Source organism: Curtobacterium sp. B18 (assembly GCF_000333375.1).
Lineage (GTDB): Bacteria > Actinomycetota > Actinomycetes > Actinomycetales > Microbacteriaceae > Curtobacterium.
Map to the genome: position 1 here is coordinate 1 of NZ_BACZ01000178.1, position 1518 is coordinate 1518.

General features: G+C 72.3%; 2 protein-coding genes. One reads left to right on the forward strand and one right to left on the reverse strand.

What is annotated here, in order from left to right; genetic code table 11:
• The coding region (locus tag I5E_RS04765; protein WP_022905983.1) for an AraC family transcriptional regulator at positions 1–625 on the reverse strand (625 nt) is incomplete at its 3' end.
• Between the two features lie 97 nt (positions 626–722).
• Here I5E_RS04765 and I5E_RS04770 point away from each other — a divergent pair.
• Positions 723–1499, forward strand: a complete 777-nt coding sequence (locus tag I5E_RS04770; protein WP_022905984.1) for an isocitrate lyase/PEP mutase family protein — start codon at positions 723–725, stop codon at positions 1497–1499.
• Positions 1500–1518 lie beyond the last annotated feature (19 nt).

The following is a 1518-nucleotide window of genomic DNA, read 5'->3' on the forward strand; positions in this document are numbered from 1 at the left end:
CGACGACGGAGTAGCGGAGTCGACTGCCGTCCGCGCGACCCTCGGTGAAAGCATCGGACACCGAGAGCACGCCCGACGGCTCCTGGTCGGACAGCCCGGCGATGCGCGCTCGGTCCTCCGGCGTGATGCTGCGTTCGAACGCCTGGATCGCGTCGTTCGGCCCCTCGTACACGAGCGGGACACGGGTCGAGCGTCCGATGAGACGGAAGGCGGGTTTCTGGACGAGGCGGTACTGCACGGGAGTGCTCCCTTCGACGGTGAGACGGAAGGACAGCCGACCCTGCGACCGGAGGACGGCGCCGGGCTCGCGCGCCTCCTGTGGCCCGATGCCGTGCACGGCTCGGAACGCCCGCCCGAACGCATCGGCCGAGCCGTACCCGAAGCGCGCGGCGACGTCCGAGACGGTCGTCGTCCCCGAGGCGATGACGGCGGCAGCGAGCGTCATCCGGCGACGCCGGACGTAGTCGGAGAGCGGCATGCCGGCGAGCGCGGAGAACACCCGCCGGAAGTGGTACTCGCTCGTCCCGGTGATGCGCGCGAGCTCGTCCACGGCGAGCACCGTGTCGTCCGGGCCGCCGTCGAGGTGTTCCTCGACCGCGGCGATCGCCTCGTTCCAACGCTCCATGTCGGTGTCCTTCCTGGTGGTGTCCTCGACGCTACGGTGACGTCGCGCGACGGACACGATGATCCCTGCCCGGGTTGGTCGGCCTACTGTCTGGGTCATGAGCACGAGCACCGCCGACAAGGCGACCACCCTCAAGCAGCTGCACGAAGCCCCGGAGATCCTCCGGGTCGTCAACGTCTGGGACGCGATCAGCGCGAAGGTCGTCAGCGACCTGCCGGAGACGAGGGCGATCGCCACCGCCGGGCACTCCATCGCCGCCTCGCACGGGTACGAGGACGGCGGGATGCCGCTCGACGTCGCCCTCGCCGGGGCCGCGACCGTCGCCGCCGCCACGGACCTGCCCGTCACGGCGGACCTCGACGACGGCTACGCGGACCCGGCCGAGACGATCCGGCGCGCGATCGCTGCGGGGATCGTCGGCGCGAACGTCGAGGACCGCCTGCGTCCCTTCGACGAGGCCGTCGCCCGCGTCGCCGCCATCACCGCCGCCGCCCAGGCCGAGGGCATCGACTTCCAGCTCAACGCCCGTACCGACGCCATCGCCCGCGGTGGGGACCGTCCGATCGAGGAGAGCATCGCGGACGCCATCGCCCGCGGCAAGGCGTTCCTCGACAACGGTGCCGCGCTGGTGTTCGTGCCGGGAGCCGTCCAGCGGGACGTCGTCGAGCAGCTCGTCGCCGGCCTCGGCCGCGGCAAGCTGTCCGTGATCGGCCTGCCCGGCGCCCTGCCCGCCGCCGAGTACGAAGCCCTCGGGGTCGCCCGCATCTCCTACGGGCCGCTCACCCAGCGCGTCGCGCTGCGCGCGCTCCGCGACCTCGCGACCGACCTGTACGGCGGTGGCGTCGTGCCGGAGGACACCCCGACCCTGAACTGAAGCAACAGGCGGACGGGAG